Consider the following 25938-nt stretch of genomic DNA (forward strand, 5'->3'; position numbering starts at 1 on the left):
GAAGGAAAAAATGAAACTTAAATTATTTATAAGTAGTTTGCTATTAATCACAGCATCAACTTATGCGAATGCAGAAGTTAAGACGACAGCCGCAGATAGTGCGAATACCATTGAAAAAATTAGAGCGTTACTAAGCAAAACGCCTAGAGAAAAAGTTTATAATGAAACCTTTAATCCCCGTCAAAAAGAGTATCCGAATCATTTAGGCTTTAATGATTTACATATTCAAGCCATTAGACATTTAAAACCTGATACCCATGATATTCATGATCCTAAATTACAAACGATTGTGCATCATCATTGTAAAGCTTATGAAGATTCAACCTTGTTATGTTTAATGTTTCATTCGGGGATGAAAGATCAAGATAAACCGATGGGATTTGAATATATTATTACCACTGCACAATTTAATAAATTACCTGAAGATGAGAAAAAATATTGGCATTATCATAAAATAGAAATTCCTCGCGCACATGCCACTTTTCCTGATTTAACGGATGAGGAAGCGGCAAAAATTCTCCCTGCGATCAACGAAACTTACGGAAAAGTCATTTATTTTAAACAGCCTCAAGATGATATGCCTTTAGGTGAGCCGTATGTCATGATTGTTCAAGATATGCCTGAACAAGATTAATTTTTATGTAGCGTAGGGTTAGGGGCTGTATTCTCTCTCTACCCTCGTTTAGAAGGAGTTACTGATGCGTTTTTTAATAATAATTTTTATTTTATTTGTACCAAGAATTTTATTGGCAAATAATTTATTAGGACTTCCTTCTTTAATTATACCCAAAGATAATTTACAAACGCCTGAAAAAATAAAATTAGGGCAACGTTTATTTAATGATAAACGCTTGAGTGCAGATGGATCAATTAGTTGTGCCAGTTGTCATCATGCAGATAAAGCTTTTACTGATGGTTTAAGAACGGCTAAAGGAATCAAAGGATTAACAGGCACACGTAATGCACCTACAGTGATGAATGCCGCCTTTTATCAAAGTTTTTTCGTTGATGGGCGGGCTAAAACTTTAGAAGAACAAGCCTTAGGGCCATTAACTAATCCTATTGAGCATGGGTTAAAAGACTCGCAAGCAATCATCAATATTGTAAAAGCTGATGCTGATTATCGACGTGATTTTAAAGTGGTTTTCAATACTAATGAAATTAGCACCCTTCATATTGGAAAAGCGATTGCCAGTTTTGAACGAACTTTAATCGGAGGAAATTCTAAGTTCGATCAATATTATTTTGGTAGAGATCGAAGTCAATTATCTAAAAGCGCGGCGCGTGGATTAAGAATTTTTAGACGCAAAGGCAATTGTGCAAATTGTCATGAAATCTCTTGGAATAATGCCCGTTTTACCGATAATCGGTTTTATAATATTGGTGTTGGTTCAAAACAGTTAAAACCTTTTTTTGCGATGATGAAACAAGGGAAAATAGCCGATTCATTAACGTCGCTTCAAAGTTCAGAATTAGGTCGATTTAGCGTGACTAAAATAATCAGTGATATAGGAAAATTTAAAACCCCAACCTTACGCAATATTGCTTTAACAGCACCCTATATGCACGATGGCAGTATGAAAACGTTGATGGAAGTAATTGAATATTATGATAAAGGCGGTAATAAAAACCCTTTTCTTGATTCAGCTATTTTCCCTCTTAATTTTACAGTGCAAGAAAAACAAGATTTAGAAAATTTTTTACAAAACTTGACCTCACCTATCAAAGTGAAAGTAACTAAATCAAACTAAGTAACTATTTATAGATAATGAACTATGTGAATAACTACATTATCATAAGCGAATCAGTACGACTTTTGAGATGTATGACATCTAAAGCGGCTGTAACCTTTAAGCTATTTTTATAGCCGACAACAATAACAATAACCTTTTGGAGACCTCAATGTCAGAACTACACCATAGCATTTTAATCGTAGGCGGGGGCGCGGCTGGCGTATCCGTTGCCAATAATATGCGTCGTCAAGACAAAATGATTGATATTGCTATTATTGAACCCTCAGAAAAACATTATTATCAACCTGGTTTTACCATTATTGGGGGGGGAGCTTATACGTTAAAAAGAGCAACGCGAAATGAAGCCGATTTAATTAGTCCTTCTGTTAAGTGGATTAAGGACTATGCAGAAAGCTTTCAACCTGATGATAATAGCGTTACGCTGCGTTCGGGCGATAAAATTAGCTATGATTATTTAGTGGTTTGCCCGGGATTACAATTAGATTGGGATAAAATCAAAGGTCTAAAAGAAACCTTGAATAAAAATGGTGTTTGCAGTAATTATTCGGCGGAAACGACTGAATATACATGGGAGTGTGTTAAAAATATAAAATCTGGCGTGGCTTTATTTACCCAACCACCGATGCCGATTAAATGTGCAGGTGCGCCCCAAAAAATTATGTATTTAGCCACGGATCGTTTTATTAAAAAAGGCATTCGTGATGCGATTGATGTGCGGTTTTGTAATGCAGGCCCTGGGATGTTTGGCGTACCTTTCTTTGCAAAAGCACTTAGTAAAGTCGTGAAAAATTATGGAATCAATTGTGATTTTGGGCATAATTTAGTCGCGATTAACGGTGAAAATAAAATAGCAACTTTTGAAACGACGGATAGTAAAGGTAATAAAACTACCGTTGATAAGCCATTTGACATGATTCATGTTACTCCACCTCAAAGTGCGCCTGATTTTATTAAAAAGAGTCCTTTAGTTGCAGGGGGTTGGGTTGATGTGCATAAAAATACCTTACAGCATACGAGATATAGTAATATTTTTGGTTTAGGCGATGTTACCAATACGCCGAATGCTAAAACGGCGGCGGCTATCCGCAAACAAGTGCCTGTTGTTGTTGATAATATTTTAAAATTAATCAATAATTCGGCGGTTGTCGAAAGCTATGATGGCTATGGTTCTTGTCCTTTAACGACATCACTTAATACCGTGATATTGGCTGAATTTTCTTACGGCGGCAAAGTAACGCCCTCTTTTCCTTTTCTTGATCCCCGTAAAGAAAGTTGGATGTGGTGGTTTGGTAAAACCATGGGATTTCCATGGATGTATTGGCAGCTGATGTTAAAAGGTTCACGTTTTGATATTCCGAATTTAGAAAAATATAGTGCTAAATTAGTTAAAGACGATACCGAATCATAATTTAATTTCTCCTTGAAAAGAGCCATTTTCAAAATGGCTCTTTTTTACTTTATAATCTTTCTTGTTGATAAACCCTATGACGCGTTTTTTTCCAATCATTGGATGGCTGAAAAGTTATACTAAAACTGACTTTAACGGTGATGTTTTTGCAGGAATAATCACCGCAATTCTGCTTGTTCCTCAAGGTATTGCTTATGCGATGTTAGCGGGATTGCCGCCTCAATTAGGCTTATATGCCAGTATTATTCCCCCGCTTGTTTATGCGTTATTAGGCACAAGTCGTACCATGTCGGTCGGACCGGTTTCAATTGCTGCCATTATGATTGCGAGTGTTTTAACTTCACCTGATATTAATGCGTTAGGTAATCCAGTGGAAAGTGCAATTATTTTAGCGGCTGAAAGTGGGCTTATACTTTTAGCAATGGCGGTTTTACGCATGGGGGGTTTAGTTAGTTTTATTAGTCATCCTGTCTTAACGGGGTTCACCAGTGGGGCGAGTATTCTTATTATTTTTAGCCAACTTCCACAATTATTAGGGATTCCAAAACGGCATTGTGGGATTAATATAGAATGTTATCAACAGAGTCTACAATTTTTTAATGTAGCGGCAGCAAGTTTAGGGCTTTTAAGTTTAACCATTTTAATTTTATTTAATAAGCCCTTAATTAGCCTATTGAAAAAAACGGGTCTAAGCCAAGCCATTATCATCGGTATAAGTAAAACTGCGCCGTTATTAGTTGTAGTAATTACCACTTTATTAGTTAGCTATTATAATCTTTCCAATACTGAAAATGTGGCTATTGTTGGCGCAATTAAAGGCGGACTACCAACCTTAAGCCTTGATTTTATTAGCTCAAATAAATGGTCTTTACTTTTACCCTATTCGGGTTTTATTGCGCTTATTGCTTATATTGAAAGTGTTGCTATTGCTAAAATAACGGCTAATATGCGTCATCAACGTATTGATCCTAATCAAGAGCTTATTGCTATTGGATTTGCAAATTTAGCCACAGCTGTTAGTGGAGGAATGTCGGTTGCAGGCGGATTTAGTCGGACGATGGTTAATTTTACCGCAGGGGCGAGAACCCAGATGGCGATGCTTATTGCGGTGGTGCTGTTAAGTTTTGCGGTTGTGTTTGCGAGTGATGGTTTTGAGTTTATTCCTAAAGCAACTTTAGCGGCTATTATTTTAATGGCGATTTTTCCGTTAATAAAATTAGGGCATATTATTAAAACTTGGCGTTATGATCGGGGCGATGGGATGGTAGAAATCGTTACTTTATTAGGGGTGCTTATTTTAGGGATTGAAGAAGGTTTGATGTTAGGTATTGTTTTAACTATTGCTAATTATTTACGTCAAATAAGTCATCCGCATATTGCTGAAGTAGGGCTAGTTGAAGGCAGTGAACATTATCGTAATACTCAACGCCATAAGGTAAAAACTTGGTCAAATTTAATTTTATTACGAATTGATGAGAATATTACTTTTACTAATGCCGATTATGTATCAGATTTTATTTTAGAGCGATTAAAAAACCGTCAAGTTAAACATGTTGTTTTAATTTTTACTTCAGTAAGTTATATAGATAGTACTGCTTTAGAGGCCTTAGAAGCTACTGCTCATAGCATACAACAACAAGGGATCAATTTACACTTATCTGAGGTCAAAGGACCTGTAATGGATAAATTGAAACTTACCTTTTTTCTGGAAAGACTTAAATCAGGTCAGGTGTTTTTTCAAACAGCCGATGCGGTTAAGGCATTAACTTAAAATTATAAAAATAACGGGCATCCTTCATATACCCAAAAAGTAGTTGACACTTTTTCTCCAGCAATTCCCGCTCCCACAAAAATATCTATAAATATCAAGCAGATAAGAAAATCGTGATTGCATGAAATGTAAGTGAAATATTATTAGATGACGCATTTATATCATATAATAGTTTAAATAGATTTTTAATTTAAAAATAAAAGGAAAAATAATATGCTGTCATTTTCTACAACACTTCGGACAGTTTTAATGCGAGATAACCCCGAAGCTACAAAGCTCCTTGTATTGAGAAGAGCATTTTATTAAACTCAGGTCTACCCCAGAGTTTAATAAAATACGTTCAATCGATAACTCATTGAAAAATATAGTCTTCCAGCTACCGATTGAAATTGGTTTTCGTTTAGGACTTAAAAGTCGGTCATGCCATTTAATCAAATTTAGCGCAGTAAAACTTGCCTTAAAATGGCTGTGTAAAGCAGGTTCAGAACGTGCTTGGCAATCACAAAGTCCTGTAAATTGTTTAGCATCACGAAATAGAAATTCAATCTGAAACCGTGCCTTGTAATAATTATAAAGTGTCATTGCATCTATCTCTGTATCTGTTGAAAACAACAAGGCATAACGTGTACCTTGTGACGTTGTTTTAACTAAATAAGCGATGCGAATATTACATTTCAATGAGACAGAATTAACGATTGCTGTATAAATTTTAACACCACCCTGTTTACCTGCTAATTCTAATTTTCTCGTCTCACCCACAATCCACTTACTGTCATAACATTTATGGCGACCTTTTTCTTTTTGCTCACCTTCGTAGAGTAAACGTAAATTAGCATCACAACGTAATTTTCCAATTTGATGGTAACCTTTAGCGATCACGCCATGGGTAAACTTTTGTTTAGAATCCCAAAACTTAGCTAAACCATAAGTCTTTTCACCACTTTTGTTAACAAAGCTACACTCTAAAGCCGCTATTTTTTGTCCCGACGTTGAAAGAATTTCATTATTACCTACCTGATTAAATTTAAGAAAATCTAACTTTTTATTAAACCATCGACGATAGGTTTTTTCTGATAACTCATTGTAACGGCTGAGATTTGTATAGTTAGCCTTACCTCTAAAGCTTATCAAATTACTTAATAGGCTAGATAAAATTTTTTTGTGGTTTAGAACCACTAGACATTTTTTCTAAAATCGTTTCTATTAGTTGCATGGAAATCTTCTTTTCAGGAAATTGTTGCTTTAGAAACTACATTTTCCTATGAATTGAAGATTTCCTCTACTTTTAAAACTGTCCGAAGTATTAGACTTGTTCTTTAAGAAGAAGTTAATATATCATGTTAAAATTCCATAGGATAGCCGCTAAAAAAGAAAATAAATCTTTTACACCTTCTTTTTTATTTCTAAACTTGTCAACTAGACATCTATATCTTTTCATTCCACCGATTACATGCTCAACAATGACTCTTTCACGACTCATCTCTTTGTTTTCTTTTTTTTGTTTTTCAGTTAATGTTGGGTTTGGATTATGCTTAGATTTATTTGGTTTTTTATGAGGAATATTTACCGAATTAGTTTTATATTCATTATTAAACCCCAAATAACCTAAATCAATAAATATATTAAAATTACTAAACCAATTTAATTCTGGATTAAATTCTTTTTTAAACATTCCATAATCATGATTTTTACCTGGAAAACTAACCCCAATATATAAAATTAAATGACCTAAAGAAGCTATAGTGGTATTTTTAATTGTATGCTGTTTTTTTTACCACTGTAAAATTCATTTTGTTCTTCATAGTCACTAGGGCGTTGTACAGCACGCTCTGTAGCATCTATTATCAATGTTTGAACTCCGCCAAAAGCCTGCTGCATTTCTTCAGGGGTTGAAAAACTTGTTGCAGGTAAAACATTAAATATATCTAACGTCTTTATTAAAATTGGAAATAATTTGTATACATGAGTATGAGCGCATGATTTATTCATATTAAAAGAAAACCCTAAGTGATCGAAAGTAGAATAACACTTCATATAATTTAATATAAATAATAATTTGTCTGCGGGTGTTTTTAATGTGCTATCTAAACCACTACCGTATTTTCTTTCTTTATTTTCATGTTTTTCTTTTTGATCTTCAATAAGGGTCTTTTCAAATAGAGATAATAGTAAAATAAAATGTTCTGTTTTTAATCCTGTTAAAGCTCTTAACTGTCTATCATCATAAATTCTTGGTAAAATTTCTTTTATTTTCATGTTATACTTTGATTTTTATTTTTTATAGAAATTTATTATAAAGCTTATTTATTATTTTTAATAATTTAATTTAAAGTTTATTTATTAGGCTGTATCAACTGATTGTGAATGTTATCAAGTATATATAAGCAATTGATTTTAATATATTTTATTTAGAAGAACAAGTCTATTGTTTCTAAAGATTTGTCAATTCCGAATCTGCTGACTATAGTACGTTCTATTTTTTCGGCTATTCCTGAACATCAAAAAAAAAGATCAGTATCTCTTTATCAGATGTACTCATGTCTGCATTAGCCATGTTTTTATTAAAACATTCATCATTGTTACAATTTAATGAAGAGCGTAATGAAGAAATAATAAAGCAAAACTTAAAAAATCTTTTTGGAATTAATAATACGCCTTGTGACACACAAATGCGCGATAGATTAGACCCAATAAACCCATTAGAATTACGTCCCGCATTTGTATCAATCTTAAATAAACTACAGAGAAGTGGCACATTAAAAGAATATAAATATTTAAATAAATATTATATTGTTACCGTTGATGCAACCGGACAATATTCTTCTAATAAGGTGAGCTGTCCAGAATGCTGTGTTAAAAATCATAAAAATGGAGATGTGAGTTATTATCATCAATTATTAGCGGCAGCTATTGTTCATCCCGATAAAAAAATAGTAATTCCCTTTGCTCCATAAGCTATTATAAAAGAAAATAATGTAACAAAGAATGATTGTGAATTAAATGCTTCAAAAAGACTATTAACTAATATTAAAAAAGAGCATCCTAGATTACCTATTTTAATTATTGAGGATGCGTTACATAGTAAAGCTCCAAATATTAAGCTATTAAATTCATTGGGTTACAAATATATCATTGGCGTAAAAGAAGGGGATCATAAGTATTTATTTAATAGCGTACAAGAAAAAATAAAATCAAATGAAGATAACGAATTAGAAATTTATAATAAAGAAACAAAAATAACTCATGGATTTAGATTTATAAATGATTTAGCTCTTAATAAAAGTAATTCAGATGTCTTGGTTAATTTTTTAGAGTATTGGGAAGTAAATGAAAATGGCGACTCTATTTTTTATGCAACATGGGTTAGTGATATTGAATTAACAAAAGATAATGTATTTGAAATAATGAAAGCTGGGAGGTCACGCTGGAAAGTTGAAAATGAAGTTTTTAATACGCTGAAGAATAAAGGTTATAACTTTGAACATAATTATGGTCATGGAAAAATTCATTTAGCAACAGTATTTTCAATGCTAATGATGTTAGCTTTTCTAATTGATCAAGTACAAGAAGAATGTTGTGAATTATTTAAAAACGCTAGAAAAAATTTAGAACAAAAACTTATTTATGGCATAAAATGACAGCTTTATTCCTGTCTTATTTTATTCCAGATTGGGAAATTTTTTATTTATCAATTATAAATAAACATAAGCCGTATATATTAGAACCTAATATTGATATAAAAGAGGGTTTTGATAGCTCATAAAATAATTAAAGGTTATATAATTTCTTCTTCTTGCGTATTAATATAAAATAGTCTACCTAGTAAATTTAGTCGGTTTATCTTGCCGAAGGGTGACTTATTCATAAAATTTTGTACTCATTTTAAAATAAAAAAATAATACTTGGGGCGGGAGTTGCTGGTTTTTCAGTTATTGTATGGCATTCATTGTCTTGAGGTTTCCACTGAAAAGAAGACGCAGCAAGTAATTGAAGGGCTTACACCTTTGCGACAGAAAATCTTGCTTCTTTTTGGGGGAACGGTGGCAGAGATATATCAACTTTCTTATGAGTCATAGCCGCTCAATGTCAGTATTAACGCTAACCTTTTAAAATTAAAAAATAGAGCCGCCTAAAAGGCGACCCAGTATTTTAGATTTTTAGTGCGCTTTATTTATTCTTTTTTAAAGGATTTAATAAAATAAAACCCTCGTACTAGTCCTTGTTTCCAAATAAAAACAACTCCTTTTTTGGAAAAATAAGCCAATTTTTTTACAAAACAACGTGTAGTTTCACAATCAAGTTTTTTTAAGTGTGATTCAACATAAACACTCCATTGAATATAACGCTGTCCTGTTGCATCAAGAAAGACTTTATTATAAAACCACATTTCTAGTAATGAAATTAACAACATAAAACCAAAAGAAAACGCCATTCCCCCGCCTGCAAAAATAACCAGCCATGCAAATATAGGATTTAATTTGGTCAACCACCACGATAAAATATCAACGACGAGAAAAATATAGGGCATCCCAATGGCAATACATTTATATTTAACAGTACTGGTTTCTGAAAAACTAAAAATCAATCCTACAAACATAAAAATAAAACTAATACCAAATAAATGAATATGAGATACACGCGTCAATGATGTAAAGGTCGCTCCTTCATCTTGATGTGTGCGTTCTTTTAAATTCTCAAACTCGGTAAAATCGGGAATCCCTGACGCGCCTTCGTGATGACACATCACACATTTGTTATCAATAATTTTTTTCACCCCCGTAGAAACATAAGTTGATTCTTCAGCCCCGTCTCTAGCCCATTGAATCATCTTAAACCGTTCACTTTCAATAGCATTATCTTTCATTGAACCATTTAATTTGGTTTCTAATACTGTTCCCGAACGGTTACCATAATAACTATAAACAATGTCATCAACCGATAAGCCAAATTTACCATCCGCCATTCCATGGGTGAATAAAATTTGAATAAGAGCAAAAAAATAGCCAAAGGCAACAGCAGTGAGATAACCTGTAAATAATACTTTTACAGGCGCGTCAAACGCTTTTAAAGAGGGTAATTTGTGTGTCATTATAAAGTTAAAATATAAAAAGTTAAAAAGTTAGTAGTTTACGCCTACGCCTAACCATAGGTTTTAAGCTATCAAGACCCGTATGATTATATACGGTTTTAGTAAAAATATCGGGGGTTGTTTTTTGCCATTCCATTAATGCCTGTATTGGTGTTTGATGGTTTAAGGCACGTTGCGGAATTTGGTGGTTGTAAACTTTCAAATAGGCATATAAAGTAGCTTCAAGTTCAGCCGCACTGGTGAAGAGTGGGTTTGTTTATTTAGGACTCAGGATTTAATAAAACCCGAAGATACAAGGTCAACAGGGACGGCAACATAATTCCATTGAGGCAAGAATTCATCAAACTGAATTCGCATATTTTCTTTGAAATCATCCGCTACTTTACGCCCTATTTCAAAGGTTGTATTGAGAATGCTCGAAAATACTTTTAAGCCTGTAGTAGTTTTGGCTTTTGCCATCAAATTATTAACCAATTCAACATTTTTAAAAACAACGCCTTTGCAAGCTCTTGTAATATGCGGAAATAAGCGATGTTCTATTGGGTTATATTTCGATGTATACGGTGGATAATGGGCGATACGAATATTAATCTTTAATTTCTCTGACAATTTTTCCAAATCTTCTTTGAAAATATAATAGCGTGCATTATTACTACCACCGCAGTCACATAGTATCAATAAATTTGTCGATCCCTCATACAATGCCTGTCCATGCTCTAACCACCATTGACGAATACATTCGCAGGCAAACTCAGAGGTATCATGACTGACTCCCAGAGTGATGTCAAACGCATGATTGCCTGTAGCTTTCTTTTCCTTGCTGGTAAAGCGATCAGTAAATTGAGTACCATTATCCGTCAATATTTTATTAATGTGAACGGGGCAAGCTTCAGTTACCCGCCGTAGGAAATCAACGCTACTGACTTGGGTTTGGTCAGCATAAATACGAAAGTAAACCCAACGTGTGGCTCTATCAATGGCGACAAATAAATAACGATGATGGGCTTCGTCAGGCATTTTGGGTAAATATTTGATGTCGATATGAATAAAGCCAGGCGCGTAATTTTTAAACGCTTTTTTGGAGACTGTTTTCTCTTCACTTGGGTTCTGTTCGGCTCTTAAAGCCCTGATATTACCTACGCCATGACGGGTTAAGCAGCGTCCTAATCCAGAGCGAGAAACATCGAGGTTAATAAACTCGCGGGTAACAACTAACAAATCATCAATCGGTAACAGTAAAAAGCGGCGCAGCTCAACGACAATATCTTCCTGAGCCTCGTTCAAGGTGGTATTAAGTTTGTGTGGACGATGCGAACGATCTTCAACTTCATCGCGTCCACGCCATTTTAAAGCGGTTGCTTTGGTGATATTGTATTTTTTAGCTAACTTTGTCAGACCAAGTGTTGAGGCCTGAATTTCAGCTCGAATCTTGGGTGTTGTGCGTGCTTCAGAATGTAGTTGATAAGCCATAGGATTTGGTTAATTTTTAATAGCGTTGAGAACTTCCGACATTATGCTTTTTGCTTGGAATAAAGACCCGCTTCTTGTCGGTATATAATCACACGGTTCCTGACAGCCAATACTTCGATTTTGAAGGTCGGTGAAAAAACTTGTTTTTTCACTCCAAACCACAAAAATGTTTATGGCCTATTATTTAACTATTTATAATTTTTTACGTAACATCAGTTATTAAAATAAATTAAGGATAAAATAGGGTAAAAACTCCGTCGCTTATAACTTTAATCTACACGCCATCACCCTTAGTCAATTTAAATTTAAACCACTCGCTTCCAAGGTTATCCATAAATCTATTCGAGTTACACTCAAAAAAAATCATTTATTTTGATAAAAATATAGAAAAAAATGAAAACTGCATGACAAAGTTAGATAAAATACATAATCGAACCTTACTCTGCATTGATCGCTTTATTTTTCAATGTTTGACGTTTTTCTACCCTATATTAAGACAACTATCATGGATCTAAAATTTCTCGATTTTGAACAACCTATTGCTGAACTGGAAGCAAAAATAGACGAGTTACGTCGCGTGGAGCTTGAAAATGACATTAATATTTCAGATGCGTTAAAACAATTAAAAGATAAAAGTTTAGCCTTAACCCAGTCTATTTTTTCTAATTTGTCCGATTGGCAGATTTCACAACTATCAAGACATCCCGGTCGTCCTTATACGCTGGATTATATTAAATACATGTTTACTGATTTTTGTGAGTTGCATGGGGATAGAACTTATGCTGATGATCCTGCGATTGTCTGTGGGTTAGCTCGGCTAGAAGGTCAACCCGTAATGGTCATAGGCCATCAAAAAGGACGCGATACCAAAGAAAAAATTTACCGTAACTTTGGGATGCCTCGTCCTGAAGGGTACCGTAAGGCATTGCGGGTCATGAAAATGGCCGAACGATTTAATTTACCGATTATTTGTTTAATTGACACCCCCGGTGCCTACCCTGGAATTGGGGCGGAAGAGCGTGGGCAAAGTGAAGCGATTGCACGTAATTTATTTGAGATGTCAACACTCAAAACACCTATTATTTGTACGGTTATTGGTGAAGGTGGGTCAGGTGGTGCTTTAGCCATTGGAGTCGGCGATCGTTTAATTATGCTTGAATACAGCACTTATTCGGTTATTTCCCCCGAAGGTTGTGCCTCTATTTTATGGAAAAGTGCTGATAAATCAAAATTAGCCGCAGAGGCGATGGGGATTACTTCGGATCGAGTCAGAGAACAAGGGTTTCTTGATGAAGTGGTTCGTGAACCTTTAGGAAGTGGCCACCGTGATTTTCAAAAAACAGCTTTAAATTTACGTGAAGCCTTAATTCGTCATTTAGATGAGCTAAAAAGTGATGATATAGAGACTCTATTAGACAAACGCTATCAACGAATTATGCGTTTTGGGGTGTTTATAGAAGAGGTTACCAAATAAAATAGGTCTACTTTTTAAGAAGGTAAACACGCCGTTTTAGTTGCTTTTGATTGGTTTTAAAAAAGTGATTTATCTAGGTTAAGGAATAATAATTTAATACGCTTCTAAATTTTATTGTAGCGAGTCCCAGCGGGGTTACGTTATTTCGTCAGCGAAATAAGCCTAACCCCAGTCTACAAAACTATGTTTAATTTTGTATATGATTTTCGAGCGTTATTAATCGTTTATTCCTAAGACCCTTTTTAACGGTTAAACTTAAGGCCTTAGAGCGGTTAATTTTGGAAATCATTAAGTTTACACACGCCTTAATAGGTTATTAAGACTCTCTTACGACCCATGCGGCCTTAATTTAGACGGCTCATTATTTTTAACTTGTTTTTGGGATTTATAAAAAAACCATTATTTTTTTGTGAAAATACAATCAATAAAATTGTTTTTTTGCTATTGTTATAAAAAATTAATAATAAATAACCGTATTAGAAATGGAGAAAAGATATGAAAGTATGTCAGTGGAATCAAGATTATAGTGTGGGGATTACATCTTTAGATAACCATCATAAAAAACTTTTTGATATTTTAAATAAACTATTTTCTTTGATGGATGAGGGGGCAGATGACGAGTTGATTTTAAAAGTAATTGATGAGCTTTTAGACTATACCCATTATCATTTTGAAAAAGAAGAAAAGATTATGGCTAAAATAGCCTATCCTGACTTAGAACAGCATAAGGTTTTACACAAGGAGTTAATTGATCAACTTAACGGTTTTGCCAGCGAAGCTGAGCATGGAATGGCTATCTTTGTTGCTATAAAAATTGCAACCGTTGGCTTAGAATGGTTAAAAAATCATATTCTTACCGTTGACCATAAATATCATGAATACATGAAAAAAAATGGAATAGACGATCAATTCAGTTAAATCAAACAACACAGCTCAACGTATAAAATTTTTTGTTTCCATAAACAAAGGCTCTTTTACGCTGAACTATTAAATAATTTTAGTTTTAGGCGGTTATTAATCAATGAAAGTACTGTTAATTTTTATCTTCTTGGCGTTTTTTTCTGCGTGTACGCCTAGTGATAATCAAAAAATAAAAACCACAAAAACTGTTATTAAAATCGAAAAAAGCAATAGTACCGATGCCTTAAATGAAAGCGAACGCCTTGCTCTTTTAAAGGCGCATAATAAAATTAGAAAGGACGCTAACCTTAAGCCATTAAGCTGGTCTACTGAAATGGCTCAAGAGGCTCAAGTTTGGGCAAAAAATTTAGCTCAAACAGGGTGTACGTTACAGCATAATAAACATTCTAATTATGGTGAAAACCTTTTTATGGGCGCATTAAAGCACTACAAGGTGATCGATGCTATCAAATCATGGGAAAAGGAAAAGGCCGATTATAAGGGAAATTTTTTAAACTCAGAAAATTGGCGTAAAGTAGGTCATTACACTCAAATAGTATGGCAGTCTACGACCGAATTAGGGTGTGCAAAAGCAATTTGCAATCATCATTTAATCGTTGTTTGTCATTATAATCCTGCAGGAAATTACATGGGACAAAAACCCTATTGATCCCATGATAGTTTTTTTAATCACAACCCACGCTCATTAAGACAATTCCATGTCGGTCACTATAGACTCACCCGAAGCACACATTATTCGCAAAATGATTCCCTTTTCAACGATGCCGCATAATATTTTCAAGGTTATTTGTGGAAAAATAGTCATTGAAACGGCCCGTTCAGGTGAATTTTTATTTAAACGTGGGGAAACAAATAATGATTTAATCTATCTACTCGACGGTGATGTTTCCTTAGAGTCCGGGCTTTTAAAAATGGAAGACATAAAATCAGGCTCTGATTCCGCTCGTTTTGCGATTGCCCATCAATTTCCCCGAAAAGTTGATGCGGTTGCAAAAAAGCTCCGTCAGTTTTTTACGTTTAAATACTATTTTTATTAAACCTCCCGATCCTAAAGAGCTTGAAAAAAAAGAGCACTTGGAAATTAAAGCGGCTAAAAAAAGCAGATAGTGTGGATTGTATTGCAACCCTGCTGATGATTCCCCTTATTCGTTCACTTCCGCCTGCTAATTTGCGAACCATCAGTGAAGAGCTTGAAGAAGTTATTATTGAAAAAGATGAGGTTATTATTGAGCAAGGAGGCCTAGGTAGTTACTATTATTTAATTAAAAAAGGCGAGTGCTTAGTTACCCATAAAAACTCAAAACATGCCCAAGCTATAAAAGTGGCTAAATTACAAATTTGGGATAGTTTTGGTGAAAGTGCCTTGATTTCAGGTGAACCTCGCGCTGAAACCGTCACAGCCTTGTCTAAAATGATTTTATTGCGATTTCATAAGGATAAATTTTTAAAGCTGGTTAAAGAGCCTTCCTTGACCTTTATTGACTTTATTGAATGGGAACTGTGGCAGGATAAAGGGGCTTTATTATTAGATGTCAGGCCGCCCGATGAATATGAAAAACTACATTTACCTGATGCACTGAATGCGCCTCTGTTTACCCTACGAATGGAATTAAAGTCATTAGATAAAAATCAGCTCTATATCATTATTTGTGAAGACGGTAAAACCAGTGAATCTGCGGCATTTTTAATGAAAACCTACGGCTTTCAGGTAAAAATAATCAAGAATGGGTTGAACTATGTATCGAAAGAGGTGGTACTAAAAGCTCAGAAAGCATTGAAGAAAACGGGGCAGACTCGAACTATAATAGCGGATCAGACTCGAACAGTAACAGCGGATTCTATCGCTGACTCAAAGAAAATGAATGCCGTATTGGCTCGTGAAAATCATAAGCTAAAGTTAGCTTTAATTGAGCTTAGGGGAAAATATAGTGAGCTTGAAAAAGAACAAAAAGTATTGAAGGAAAAAAACAAATTACTGTTTAAAAAGGCAACCGACTATCAGTTGAAATGGGAACAAGTGCAGAACAGAGCGGCGAAACCATAACAAGAATGCTATGGTTTTACTCGTATTTCCAGCAAAGAGAAGCGTAATTAGGTATCCTTCATTTAGCTTAAAAGTAGTTTACACTTTATTCTTAAAAACAGAGTGTGGAGTAAAATAGCTTTAGCTATTTTCGTAACTCGCCAACAGCTAAAGCTATTGGACTCCGATTTAAACTGAAAAATGAAGGATGTCAGTAATTATTTAATTTTAGCTTCTTTGTACATGACGTGTTTACGAACAACAGGATCATACTTTTTTATTTCCATCTTTCCTGGCATGGTCCGTTTATTCTTAGTCGTGGTGTAAAAATGACCTGTCTTTGCAGATGAGACTAATTTAATTATATCGCGCATTTTATAAGCTCCTTAAACTTTTTCGCCGCGTTTGCGGATATCTAATAAAATAACATCAATGCCTTTTTTATCAATGATACGCATTCCTTTAGCCGAAACTTTTAGGCGTACCCAACGATTTTCGCTTTCTACCCAAAATTTATGTTGATGTAAATTAGGATTAAAACGACGTTTTGTTTTATTGTGCGCATGTGATACGTTATTACCTGTAACAGGACGTTTGCCTGTAACTTGACAGATTCTGGACATGAAAACCTCTTTAGGATGTGCCGTGATTCAAAAGTTAGCCGTCCTTTATACCAAAAAACTGTTTTTAGGTAAACCATAAACAGTAAAATAAATATTTTAGACGAACACGAAAAAATTAAATAACGTGTTTTTCCCTCGATTAATTGAGATTTTAAATGACACTTAAATTCGGAATGGTCATGGATTCTATTGACCTCATTAATATAAAAAAAGATACCAGTTTTGCGATGCTACTCGAAGCCCAGCGACGAAATTGGACACTTTATTACATGGAACTTAATGATTTATTTTTGCGAAATGGCTGTGCCTTTGCACGGGTACGCGTTTTAACCGTTGAACGGGCTTCGGCGTATTATGAATTCAAGGATGAAAAAATTATTCCCTTAGCGGAATTAGATGTCATCATCATGCGTAAAGATCCGCCGTTTGATCAAGAATATATTTATGCAACCTATTTATTAGAGCAAGCAGAGCGGATGGGCTGTTATGTGGTTAATAAGCCGCAATCTTTGCGTGATGCCAATGAAAAGCTATTTACCGCTTGGTTTCCTCAATGTTGTACTGATACCCTTGTTTCTCGAGAGCCTAAACACATTAGAGCCTTTTTAGCCGAACACCAACAAATTATTTTAAAGCCGCTTGATGGAATGGGAGGAACGTCTATTTTTCATGTGCGCCTAGGGGATCCTAATTTAGCCGTTATCTTAGAAGTCATGACGGAAAATAAAAGCCGCTATATTATGGCGCAAAATTATTTACCTGAAATCAAGCATGGAGATAAGCGCATTTTACTCATTAATGGCGAACCCGTTCCTTACGCGCTCGCGCGAATCCCTGCAAAAGGTGAAACGCGAGGCAATTTAGCCGCAGGGGGCCATGCGAAAGGGCAACCCTTATCCGAACGTGATTTATGGATTGTTCAACAAGTGGGCGAAACGTTAAGAGAAAAAGGACTTATTTTTGTGGGTTTAGATGTCATTGGTGATTATTTAACCGAAATAAATGTCACGAGTCCAACCTGTGTACAAGAATTAGACCGTGAATTTAATTTAAATATTGCAGGGCAATTAATGGATCATATTGAACAAACTGTGGCTTAGTCAATGAATTTGCAATTTTTTAACCTAAGTGGGGAGAATGGGAAAAGCTATCATTCGGACTCATTAATACTTTGGATATTTATTGCACTTTTATTTCATTTGGTTCTCTTATTAGGGGTTAGTTTCACCTCTCCTGAACCTAAAAAAGTCAGCAAAGCGATTGAAATTACATTAGTTAACTCTGCCGTTCGTAAAGAACCTAAAAATGCGAATTATTTAGCCCAAGAAAATCAAATTGGGGCAGGGTTAAAAAAACAAAAGCCGAAACCGAATCAACAAAAGATTCCACAAATAGCCACAAAGAAACCAACAAAGGTTAAAGCCAAAGCGAAAGCAATCGTCAAAGAGCCTAAAAAGAAACCAAAAAAATCCAAGGCCAAGGTAAAACAGCCTAAAAAGAAACAAAAAAAAACGAAAGTAAAACAACCTAAAAATAAAAAAATCGCGGCTCACCGTGTTATTACTCAAAAAAACAAAATTAAAAAAGTCAAAAAGGTCACGGTTAAACCCCAGAAAAAGAGGTCTAAAAAAACCACAAAAAATACAAAACCTGCAGAACTTTCTATGGAAGCCCTAGAGCGACAAATTGCACAACTGGGTGAGCGGGTTAAATATTTAAAACAAAGTGCTAAAAAAACTAACATTAAATTTGTAAATTCAATCAGTGCGCATAAATATGTTGCGGCCCAGTATGTTAGAGATTGGGAACGAAAAGTTGAACGCATTGGGAATCTTAATTACCCAAAAATTGCCCGCGAAAAAGGATTTTCTGGCACCTTGTCGATGGATGTTGGTATAAAAGCGAACGGGCGTATTTACAGAATTCGAATTGTAAAATCATCTGGAAATAAAGCCCTAGATGATGCCGCTAAACGTATTGTTAGAATGAGTGAACCGTTTTCACCGCTGCCCAAACAAATATTAAATCAGTTAGATGTTTTGGTGATTCGCAGGGTCTGGCGTTTTACTGATGAATCAGGTTTAGCCCTGTGAGTTAGCGTGTGCCTTTAAAGGCGTAAATTCCTAACGCTGTGATACGAAACTATTTTTCGTTAGGTTTTCTAAAGCCCCTTAAATTTCTATTATCCGTTATTATTTTCAACTTAAATTATGAATCATTTTTTAAATAATCAATTTCTGATTGCTATGCCAGCACAAAGAAATAAAGATTTTTTTCACACAGTGACTTATCTATGCCAGCACAATGATGAGGGGGCATTGGGTATTATTATTAACCGTCCAACGACGATGAATCTTGGCGATATTTTTGAACAAATGGGAATAAAAGATGCCTCCGAGAAAAGCTGTAAAACCCCGATTCATTTAGGGGGACCCGTGCAAATGGAGCGTGGGTTTATTATTCATGATACAGGCTCAGATCATTGGGAGTCTTCGATTGCTATTTCAGACGTGGTTTCGTTAACCAGTTCACGGGATATTTTAGAAGCAATTGCACTTGACCAAGGCCCTGAAAATTATTTAATTGCGTTAGGCTATGCGGGATGGGACGCGGGACAATTAGAAAAAGAAATTGTCAGTAATGCTTGGTTAAACACCCCTTATGAAAAATCTATTTTATATGAAACCCCTGTCAGCCAACGCTGGACAACCGCCGCCAATTTAATTGGCATTGATATTAACTTACTCACATCAATGGCAGGTCATGGTTAACGATCCATTAGCGGCTAAATTAACAGGGGACACCTATTTAGGCTTTGATTTTGGAAGTAAAAAAATTGGCGTAGCGGTCGGTCAACGAGTAACCGCCACGGCCAGTCCTTTACAAACCATTAAATCCATTAATCAAGTGCCTAATTGGGAAATCATCGGTCAATTAATAAAACAATGGCAGCCCGTTGGGTTTGTCGTCGGCATCTCGAAACAAGAGGATGGTTCAGATAACCTTATTACGCCTCGAATGCGTAAATTTTGTCGTCAATTAGAAGGTCGTTTTGGACGGCCTTCTTATCAACAAGATGAGCGGTTATCGACGTTTGAAGCCAAACAATTGCTTTATGATGAACTTAAGTTAAGTGCCACTAAACTATGGGAAGTACAAGACCAACTCGCCGCCCAGCTTATACTACAAAGTTGGCTCACGACGGCTAATAAATAAAAGATACATCCTCTCTGAAAACCTTGTTTTTTCACCGCTAGGGAATATCACTTAAAAAATAGAAAGAAGATAAATTATAAGTTATGAATGATGAAAACCTAGATGTGTCTCTCTTGCTTAATCAGCTTGAGGTTAAACTTAAATCGCTAACGCAAGAGCGTGAATTAAAAAATCCCATTATGATAGGAATTCATAGTGGCGGCGTATGGATTGCTGAAAAACTACATCAACGCCTTGAAATTGAAGAGCCGTTAGCCTTACTGGATATTTCTTTTTATCGTGATGATTTTTCTCAAATAGGAATGCACCCACAGACGAAATCCAGCCAAATTCCCCTAAGTCTTGAGGGACGTGATATTATTCTTGTCGATGATGTTTTTTATACAGGGCGAACCATACGCGCGGCTTTAAATGAAATTTTTGATTTTGGACGGCCTAACCAAGTCGTCTTAGCGGTTTTAATCGAACGCAATGGCCAGCAAATTCCCCTTAAACCTGACTGCGCAGGGATTGAACTCACCTTACCGAAAGGAATGCGAATAAAATTAACGGGTCCTGAATCCTTAAAGGTCCATATACAATCGTATAACAACCCCTAATCAAATGATGAATCGAAATTTACAATTAAATAAGGAAGGGCGATTAAAGCACTTTTTATCAATTGAAGGCTTAAGTGCGGACATTTTAACTGAGATTTTAAATACAGCAGAATCATTTGTCAGCATGTCACAGCAGCAAGTTCAAAAAGTCCCCTTGCTTCGTGGAAAAACAATTGTTAATTTGTTTTTTGAAAACAGTACCCGAACACGTACGACCTTTGAATTAGCTGCAACCCGCCTGTCTGCCGATGTTTTAAACATGGATATTGCCACCTCAGCCACCTCAAAAGGGGAAAGCCTTTTAGATACCATCAACACCTTAGAGGCCATGCACGTTGATATGTTTGTCGTTCGTCATGGACTCAGTGGCGCGGCGCATTTTATCGCTCAACATACCTCCCCCCATATTAGCGTGATTAATGCAGGCGATGGTCAACATGCTCATCCCACCCAAGCGATGCTTGATGTCTTTACAATTCGCCGACATATTAATGATTTTAGTCAATTAAAAATCGCCATTGTTGGTGATATTTTACATTCTCGGGTAGCGCGTTCACAAATTCAAGCCCTGAATACATTAGGGGCCAAAGAAGTCCGTGTGATTGCCCCAAAAACCTTATTACCCGCTCACATCGAATCCCTAGGGGTTCATGCTTATCATAATATGGAAGCGGGATTAAATGATATTGATGTCATTATCATGTTACGTTTACAAAAAGAGCGCATGAATTCGGCTTTTTTAGCCTCTGAAAATGAATATTTTAAATGTTTTGGGTTGACCGAAGCCAAATTAAAATTAGCTAAAAAAAATGTATTCGTCATGCACCCAGGGCCTATTAATCGTGGGGTCGAAATTTCGTCAGCGGTGGCCGATGGCAAGCACTCGTTAATTTTAGAGCAAGTGAGTAATGGGATTGCGGTGCGAATGGCTATTATGTCAATGGCGATGCAAGCAGAAGGCGGTGGAAAACTATGAAGCGCATTGAAATTAAACAAGGACGTATTATTGATCCTGCTCATGACATCGATCAAATAGGCTCACTCTACCTTGCGGACGGAAAAATTTTATCGGTCTTTGATAAACCCGACACGTTTAGTGCGGATGAAATTATTGATGCTGAAAACTGCATTGTCTGTCCTGGATTTATTGATTTAAGTGCGCGACTACGAGAACCTGGACACACACACAAAGCCACGATAGCCTCTGAAACCAAAGCAGCAGCGAGTGCTGGCATAACCTCACTATGCTTACCGCCTGATACCCGACCGATCATTGATACGCCTGCGATTGCTGAATTAATTAAAGATAAAGCGGAACGCGTTAATTATCCCAATGTTTACCCTTTAGGGGCATTAACACAAGGATTGGCGGGAAAAAAACTCAGTTCCATGTTTGCCTTAAAATCCGCAGGTTGTATTGCGGTCAGCAATGCGGATGCCCCCTTAGATAATTTAGTGATTTTAAGACGAGCGATGGAATATGCCGCAGGGCATGATTTAACCATTTTTTATCGCCCCGATGAAGCCTCTTTAAGTTATAACGGCTGCGCCCATGAAGGAATTATGGCCACTCATTATGGCTTGCCGAGCATTCCAGAGGCGGCTGAATCTATTGCGGTCGCCCAATGTTTAGAGCTTGCTGAACTCACAGGGTGTCGAATTCATTTTAGCCAAATTAGTTGTAAACGTTCCGTCATTAAAATTCAACAAGCCAAAAAATATGGGCTTCATGTGACCGCAGATGTGGCTATTCATCAACTGCATTTATCTGAAAATGACATTGAACCTTTTAATAGTTTTTATCATGTTTTACCGCCGTTACGCAGTGAAGATGATAAAAAATATTTACGTGAAGCCCTTGCAAATGGAACTCTAAATGCTATTTGTTCCGATCATCAACCGCATGATTTAGACGCAAAATTAGGCGCGTTTCCAGAAACAGAGGCAGGAATGTCTTCATTAGAAACGCTGTTACCTTTAACGCTCAAGTTAGTAGGTGATCATGTTATCGCATTATCTCATGCGTTAGCCAGTTTGAGTTTAGAACCTGCAGCTATTTTAGGGTTACCTTTAGGAACATTAGCATCAGGAAATGATGCCGATATTTGTATTTTCAATCCTGAAACACTTTGGCAAGTTAATTCTAAAAACTGGATTAGTCGGGGTAAAAATACGCCTTTTTGGAAACAAACCTTAAAAGGACGCGTCACTCATACCTTACAAAAAGGTCATCTTATTTATACTTTGGAAAAACACGCATGAAAACAACCCAGTTATTATTAATAGTCAGCAGTTTGTTAGTGCTTAACGGCTGCTCAAAAGATTACAGTCCGAGTGCTAAAGATACAGCGGAATCCATGTATCAAAATGCCTGTGTACAATGTCATCAGAAAACAACGGAAGGAACAATTTTTACGTTTACCGCTGAGAAAGCAAACGTTGCCTATATTCAAGAACGTATTCAAAGTGGTAGTTTAATGATGCCAAAATTTCCAAATATAAAAGGGGAATCGTTGAACCAATTAAGCGACTATATTCTTAAAAATAGTGTTGCTAACTAGTTGTTAATACGATGCCGTGGCATTATAAAAAAGATGAACCCCTAACGATTCTAGGTGACTTTAAAGCCGACCAATCGTGGCGACTTTTTAGAATTATTAGTGAATTTACCGATGGTTTTGAAAAATTGGAGCATATTGGGGATGCCATTTCAATTTTTGGCTCTGCTCGCTTACATTCAGATCATCCTTATTATATAAAAACCTATGAGTTATCAACCCTATTAGCCAAAAATGGGTTTTCGATTATTAGTGGCGGTGGGCCGGGTATTATGGAAGCGGCTAATAAGGGGGCTTATCAACAAAACCAACCCTCAATTGGGCTTAATATTGAATTACCCCGCGAACAAACGTCCAATCCTTATTTAGATGTTTCATTAGATTTTCGCTATTTTTTTGTACGCAAAGTCATGTTTGTTCGTTATTCAATGGGTTATGTTTGTATGCCAGGAGGATTTGGAACCTTAGATGAATTTTTTGAAGCATTAACCTTAATGCAAACGCATAAAATCAACCCGATTCCCTTAGTTTTATTTGGCGTTGAGTTTTGGAGTGGGTTAATTGACTGGATAAAAAAAACCTTAGTGGATTATGAAACCATTACTGAGAAAGAATTAGATTTGATAAAAATAACCGATGATCCCGACGAGGTTTTAGCGTTTATGATTAAGCATCGTGCCTGGCGAAATAGACAGTAAATAAGGCAAGGTAAATTTAATGGAAATTGATGAAATTGATCGTAAAATTATTAATGCGACACAACTAGGTTTACCTTTGGTTCCCCAACCTTATCAGGTGCTTGCTGAGTCGCTTAATATGGATGTAGACATCCTTATGCAAAAAATAACGACTATGCAAACGCATGGAGTGATCCGTCGAATTGGGGTCATTCCTAATCATTATCGTTTAGGCTACCGTTATAATGGGATGACGGTTTGGAATGTGATTGATGAGAAGATAGATTTGTTTGGAAAACAGGTGGGAGAGCTTGAGTTTGTAAGTCATTGTTATCACCGACCGAGGCGATTACCCGAATGGCCTTATAATTTATTTGCGATGGTGCATAGTAAAACGAAAGCGGGGGTAACGGTTCAAATTGATGCGATTGCTGATTTACTTGGAGAGTTTAATTTAGGCTGTGATGTTTTGTATAGTCGTCGTATTTTAAAAAAAACAGGGTTGAGAATAGGTTGAAAATATTTCGATTAAGCGAATATAAGTGTTTATATTTTAATGGAGTCTTTAGACTTCAACCGACCGTGCTTATTTTTTATTATGATTAAATATAGATTAGTTATTCTTACTTTATGCAGTCTTTGTTCTTTTTCGAATTTAGCGCAGGCTATTGATTTAACTGAAGATGGAAAATGGAAATTAAAAACGTCAATACGATTACGTTTTGAGTCTGATTGGAATGTGTTTCGCGCCAATGGCGACTCACGTCCCACCCGAGAAAGGCTTAGATTGGCCGCTAATACTGAGTTGCAATATCATCCTACGGATGAATTAAGCCTAGGGGTGCGAATTGCGATTGCTAATGCAAATAGAAGTAGTTATGCCAATATTGATTTAATTGACTTTCAAAATAACCCAATCCCTGCTAATTATGTTTATGCCGACAAATGGTATGTTAACTATAAAACGGATCATTGGTGGATATGGGGAGGGCGAAATAAAATTCCTTTTTGGGTGCAAAATGGTTTTTTTTGGGATAACGTATCCATACCCGCAGGTTTAGCCGTTGGTGGCTCAATGCACTATGACCAACATACTTTAAAATTTTCTTTAGGCCATTTTGCAACCCCTGATGGGAAATATAATTTTAATGGTCAATTTACCTCAATGCAGGTTATGGATACCTTTAAAGCAGAAAATTGGAATACGACAGGCGCGTTAGGTTTTTTTATTTTTCACGGGCATGAGGGGGGAGAGCGTAACTTTATTGGTGATGGAAGTCGAGATTATAAAATTTTAATGGCTAATTTCCAATATGTTAAAACACTGTGGGGTAGACCGCTTAAATTTGGGGTAGATGGTTTTTTTAATATAGAAAATTATTCTGCAAATTCGAGTGATCCTTATACGGCTTTACATCATGATGATGTTTTGGGTGGGGTATTATCAGTAAAATATGGCTCAACGTCTAAAAGTGGCGATTGGTTATTATCCTATGCTTATGCTTATATAGAAGCTTTAGCGGTTAATGGTGATTTTGCACAATCGGACTGGAGTCGTTATGACCCATCCAGTGCCAATATGCAAGGGCATGATTTTTTAGTTAGTTACACCTTTAGTCAATATTTTACGCTGGCAGCAAGAACCATGCTTGCTGAAAGAATTACCTCTGAAGAACGCGGTAATCGTTTTAGATTGGATTTTAAATTTAAGTTTTAGTGGCTATTAAAAAACGATGAAATTTAACGCAATGAATAAAAGCATTTAACAGGTATAGAGATGAACTGTTATATCAAAATATATAAAACGCCTTTAAGAGTGCAAAATACAAGACCTTTATTCTTTGCTAGCGTTTATAAATAAAAAATTGAGTGCGCATATTTTTTCATGTCAACTAATAAAGTATTGTAGTTTTCTTGTACAAGTTTGGTGTGAGGGGGATTTTTTACCCACGACTTTTTCCAAAATCTTCAACGCCCGTTGGAGTAAAAGCTCGGCTTTTGAGTATAAACCTTGAACTCGATACAACCCAGACAAATTGTTTAAGCTGGTGGCAACATTTAACAAATTATGATAACGTTCGGCAATTTGGCGTAAGGTGTGGTCATAATCTTCAGGGGCAATCTTTTCTTGTTGAAGAATATTAAAAAAGTTTTCTAATGCGGTTTTGGTAATCCCTTGCTCGTTCCCAAACTCTGTTTGGGAACGCATACTAACAAGCTCTGCTTGGTTTATCATTAAGCAGGGCTTGTGTCAGGGGAAAAAATGAATTTTTCTCAGAAAATTAATCCTAATCTCTATCCTATTAACTATAAAGGACTTTTATAGGTAATACTGGAGTCATAGAAAATTTAAAT

30 protein-coding genes and 1 pseudogene are annotated in these 25938 nt (G+C 35.8%); 22 read left to right on the forward strand and 9 right to left on the reverse strand.

Annotated elements, in window-relative coordinates; all coding sequences use genetic code 11:
- The first annotated feature begins 10 nt into the window (after nt 1-10).
- The 4 genes from Q9M50_01740 (at nt 11) to Q9M50_01755 (ending at nt 4933) form a co-directional block, all read left to right on the forward strand.
- On the forward strand, nt 11-634 hold the full coding sequence (locus Q9M50_01740) for a DUF1264 domain-containing protein (GenBank protein ID MDQ7089355.1): 624 nt from the start codon (nt 11-13) through the stop codon (nt 632-634).
- Between the two features lie 64 nt (nt 635-698).
- A complete protein-coding gene (locus tag Q9M50_01745; protein ID MDQ7089356.1) occupies nt 699-1751 on the forward strand; it encodes a cytochrome c peroxidase in 1053 nt (350 codons plus the stop codon).
- Nucleotides 1752-1902: 151 nt separating this feature from the next.
- Entirely contained in the window at nt 1903-3162 is a 1260-nt protein-coding gene (locus tag Q9M50_01750) for an FAD/NAD(P)-binding oxidoreductase (protein ID MDQ7089357.1), read from the forward strand.
- A gap of 76 nt (nt 3163-3238) precedes the next feature.
- Nucleotides 3239-4933 (forward strand): SulP family inorganic anion transporter, encoded by a 1695-nt coding sequence (locus Q9M50_01755; protein ID MDQ7089358.1) that lies wholly within the window; start codon nt 3239-3241, stop codon nt 4931-4933.
- A gap of 246 nt (nt 4934-5179) precedes the next feature.
- Here the strand turns inward: Q9M50_01755 and Q9M50_01760 are convergent, their stop codons facing one another.
- The 3 genes from Q9M50_01760 to Q9M50_01770 form a co-directional block, all read right to left on the reverse strand.
- On the reverse strand, nt 5180-6064 hold the full coding sequence (locus Q9M50_01760) for a transposase (protein MDQ7089359.1): 885 nt from the start codon (nt 6062-6064) through the stop codon (nt 5180-5182).
- 196 nt (nt 6065-6260) lie between these two features.
- Nucleotides 6261-6644 (reverse strand): transposase family protein, encoded by a 384-nt coding sequence (locus Q9M50_01765; protein MDQ7089360.1) that lies wholly within the window; start codon nt 6642-6644, stop codon nt 6261-6263.
- A gap of 26 nt (nt 6645-6670) precedes the next feature.
- Entirely contained in the window at nt 6671-7189 is a 519-nt protein-coding gene (locus tag Q9M50_01770) for a transposase family protein (GenBank protein MDQ7089361.1), read from the reverse strand.
- Between the two features lie 281 nt (nt 7190-7470).
- Between Q9M50_01770 and Q9M50_01775 the strand changes: the two genes are divergently transcribed.
- Together Q9M50_01775 and Q9M50_01780 are read left to right on the forward strand one after the other, a co-directional pair.
- Nucleotides 7471-7887 carry a hypothetical protein gene (locus Q9M50_01775; GenBank protein MDQ7089362.1) on the forward strand — a complete coding sequence of 139 codons (417 nt, stop codon included), beginning with the start codon at nt 7471-7473 and terminating at the stop codon, nt 7885-7887.
- Nucleotides 7888-7893: 6 nt separating this feature from the next.
- Nucleotides 7894-8571: a transposase gene (locus Q9M50_01780; protein MDQ7089363.1), complete on the forward strand. Its 678-nt coding sequence runs from the start codon at nt 7894-7896 to the stop codon at nt 8569-8571.
- A 533-nt stretch (nt 8572-9104) separates the two neighbouring features.
- Here the strand turns inward: Q9M50_01780 and Q9M50_01785 are convergent.
- From Q9M50_01785 to Q9M50_01795, 3 genes and pseudogenes are all read right to left on the reverse strand, one after another.
- Complete coding sequence (locus Q9M50_01785; GenBank protein ID MDQ7089364.1) at nt 9105-10022, reverse strand: hypothetical protein; 918 nt, start codon at nt 10020-10022, stop codon at nt 9105-9107.
- A 22-nt stretch (nt 10023-10044) separates the two neighbouring features.
- Nucleotides 10045-10266, reverse strand: a pseudogene (locus Q9M50_01790) (hypothetical protein).
- Between the two features lie 23 nt (nt 10267-10289).
- A complete protein-coding gene (locus Q9M50_01795) occupies nt 10290-11492 on the reverse strand; it encodes an ISAzo13 family transposase (protein MDQ7089365.1) in 1203 nt (400 codons plus the stop codon).
- Nucleotides 11493-11997: 505 nt separating this feature from the next.
- Between Q9M50_01795 and accA the strand changes: the two genes are divergently transcribed.
- From accA to Q9M50_01820, 5 genes are all read left to right on the forward strand, one after another.
- Complete coding sequence (gene accA / locus Q9M50_01800; protein MDQ7089366.1) at nt 11998-12966, forward strand: acetyl-CoA carboxylase carboxyl transferase subunit alpha; 969 nt, start codon at nt 11998-12000, stop codon at nt 12964-12966.
- A gap of 495 nt (nt 12967-13461) precedes the next feature.
- Nucleotides 13462-13884 carry a bacteriohemerythrin gene (locus Q9M50_01805; GenBank protein ID MDQ7089367.1) on the forward strand — a complete coding sequence of 141 codons (423 nt, stop codon included), beginning with the start codon at nt 13462-13464 and terminating at the stop codon, nt 13882-13884.
- 103 nt (nt 13885-13987) lie between these two features.
- The gene (locus tag Q9M50_01810; protein ID MDQ7089368.1) at nt 13988-14536 is read left to right on the forward strand and encodes a CAP domain-containing protein; all 549 of its coding nucleotides are present in this window, start codon (nt 13988-13990) and stop codon (nt 14534-14536) included.
- A gap of 49 nt (nt 14537-14585) precedes the next feature.
- Entirely contained in the window at nt 14586-14924 is a 339-nt protein-coding gene (locus Q9M50_01815; GenBank protein ID MDQ7089369.1) for a hypothetical protein, read from the forward strand.
- A 20-nt stretch (nt 14925-14944) separates the two neighbouring features.
- Nucleotides 14945-15931, forward strand: a complete 987-nt coding sequence (locus Q9M50_01820; GenBank protein MDQ7089370.1) for a cyclic nucleotide-binding domain-containing protein — start codon at nt 14945-14947, stop codon at nt 15929-15931.
- Between the two features lie 197 nt (nt 15932-16128).
- Here Q9M50_01820 and rpmG read toward each other — a convergent pair whose 3' ends face one another.
- Nucleotides 16129-16284 carry a 50S ribosomal protein L33 gene (rpmG, locus tag Q9M50_01825; protein ID MDQ7089371.1) on the reverse strand — a complete coding sequence of 52 codons (156 nt, stop codon included), beginning with the start codon at nt 16282-16284 and terminating at the stop codon, nt 16129-16131.
- A 12-nt stretch (nt 16285-16296) separates the two neighbouring features.
- Nucleotides 16297-16533 (reverse strand): 50S ribosomal protein L28, encoded by a 237-nt coding sequence (gene rpmB / locus Q9M50_01830; protein MDQ7089372.1) that lies wholly within the window; start codon nt 16531-16533, stop codon nt 16297-16299.
- A gap of 155 nt (nt 16534-16688) precedes the next feature.
- Here rpmB and gshB point away from each other — a divergent pair, with 155 nt between their 5' ends.
- The 11 genes from gshB to Q9M50_01885 all read left to right on the forward strand — a co-directional run bounded on the left by gshB (nt 16689) and on the right by Q9M50_01885 (nt 25300).
- Nucleotides 16689-17633: a glutathione synthase gene (gene gshB / locus Q9M50_01835; GenBank protein ID MDQ7089373.1), complete on the forward strand. Its 945-nt coding sequence runs from the start codon at nt 16689-16691 to the stop codon at nt 17631-17633.
- A gap of 3 nt (nt 17634-17636) precedes the next feature.
- Complete coding sequence (locus Q9M50_01840) at nt 17637-18626, forward strand: energy transducer TonB (GenBank protein MDQ7089374.1); 990 nt, start codon at nt 17637-17639, stop codon at nt 18624-18626.
- 117 nt (nt 18627-18743) lie between these two features.
- Nucleotides 18744-19304, forward strand: a complete 561-nt coding sequence (locus tag Q9M50_01845) for a YqgE/AlgH family protein (protein MDQ7089375.1) — start codon at nt 18744-18746, stop codon at nt 19302-19304.
- Nucleotides 19297-19749: a Holliday junction resolvase RuvX gene (gene ruvX / locus Q9M50_01850; protein ID MDQ7089376.1), complete on the forward strand. Its 453-nt coding sequence runs from the start codon at nt 19297-19299 to the stop codon at nt 19747-19749. The genes Q9M50_01845 and ruvX overlap by 8 nt, the downstream gene beginning before the upstream one ends.
- Nucleotides 19750-19832: 83 nt before the next feature.
- Entirely contained in the window at nt 19833-20348 is a 516-nt protein-coding gene (pyrR, locus tag Q9M50_01855) for a bifunctional pyr operon transcriptional regulator/uracil phosphoribosyltransferase PyrR (GenBank protein MDQ7089377.1), read from the forward strand.
- Nucleotides 20349-20355: 7 nt separating this feature from the next.
- Nucleotides 20356-21324 (forward strand): aspartate carbamoyltransferase catalytic subunit, encoded by a 969-nt coding sequence (locus tag Q9M50_01860; protein ID MDQ7089378.1) that lies wholly within the window; start codon nt 20356-20358, stop codon nt 21322-21324.
- A complete protein-coding gene (locus Q9M50_01865) occupies nt 21321-22610 on the forward strand; it encodes a dihydroorotase (protein ID MDQ7089379.1) in 1290 nt (429 codons plus the stop codon). The genes Q9M50_01860 and Q9M50_01865 overlap by 4 nt, the downstream gene beginning before the upstream one ends.
- On the forward strand, nt 22607-22909 hold the full coding sequence (locus Q9M50_01870; GenBank protein MDQ7089380.1) for a cytochrome c: 303 nt from the start codon (nt 22607-22609) through the stop codon (nt 22907-22909). Before Q9M50_01865 ends, Q9M50_01870 begins: the two co-directional genes overlap by 4 nt.
- 11 nt (nt 22910-22920) lie before the next feature.
- A complete protein-coding gene (locus Q9M50_01875; GenBank protein ID MDQ7089381.1) occupies nt 22921-23604 on the forward strand; it encodes a TIGR00730 family Rossman fold protein in 684 nt (227 codons plus the stop codon).
- A gap of 19 nt (nt 23605-23623) precedes the next feature.
- Complete coding sequence (locus Q9M50_01880; protein MDQ7089382.1) at nt 23624-24100, forward strand: Lrp/AsnC family transcriptional regulator; 477 nt, start codon at nt 23624-23626, stop codon at nt 24098-24100.
- Nucleotides 24101-24181: 81 nt separating this feature from the next.
- Nucleotides 24182-25300, forward strand: a complete 1119-nt coding sequence (locus Q9M50_01885; GenBank protein ID MDQ7089383.1) for a hypothetical protein — start codon at nt 24182-24184, stop codon at nt 25298-25300.
- Between the two features lie 171 nt (nt 25301-25471).
- On the opposite strand, the gene Q9M50_01890 is transcribed toward Q9M50_01885, so the two are convergent.
- Nucleotides 25472-25792, reverse strand: a complete 321-nt coding sequence (locus Q9M50_01890) for a tetratricopeptide repeat protein (protein ID MDQ7089384.1) — start codon at nt 25790-25792, stop codon at nt 25472-25474.
- Between the last annotated feature and the right edge of the window lie 146 nt (nt 25793-25938).

Source organism: Methylococcales bacterium (assembly GCA_030949405.1).
Lineage (GTDB): Bacteria > Pseudomonadota > Gammaproteobacteria > Methylococcales > Methylomonadaceae > WTBX01.